Raw genomic sequence first — 208 nt, forward strand, 5'->3', positions numbered from 1 at the left:
ACACCAGCGCGAGCTACGGCAGCTTTGTCGATAACGGCGACGGCAGCTGGTCCTACCAGGTCGATACCACCAACGGCACCGTCCAGGCGCTGGATGATGGCGAGTTCCTGACGGAAACCTTCGAGTACACCCTGACCGATGCCGATGGTGATACCAGCACGGCGACGCTGACGGTGACCATCAATGGCGCCACCGATGGCCCGCCGAC

The 208-nt window shown here is 63.0% G+C and carries 1 protein-coding gene; it reads left to right on the top strand.

The window, feature by feature from the left end; all coding sequences use genetic code 11:
* Positions 1–208 (top strand): VCBS domain-containing protein (locus tag LU493_RS19950; RefSeq protein WP_275289526.1); only part of this gene is annotated, 208 nt, incomplete at both ends.

It is taken from the genome of Halomonas elongata, from assembly GCF_029081005.1.
GTDB classification, from domain to species: domain Bacteria; phylum Pseudomonadota; class Gammaproteobacteria; order Pseudomonadales; family Halomonadaceae; genus Halomonas; species Halomonas elongata_B.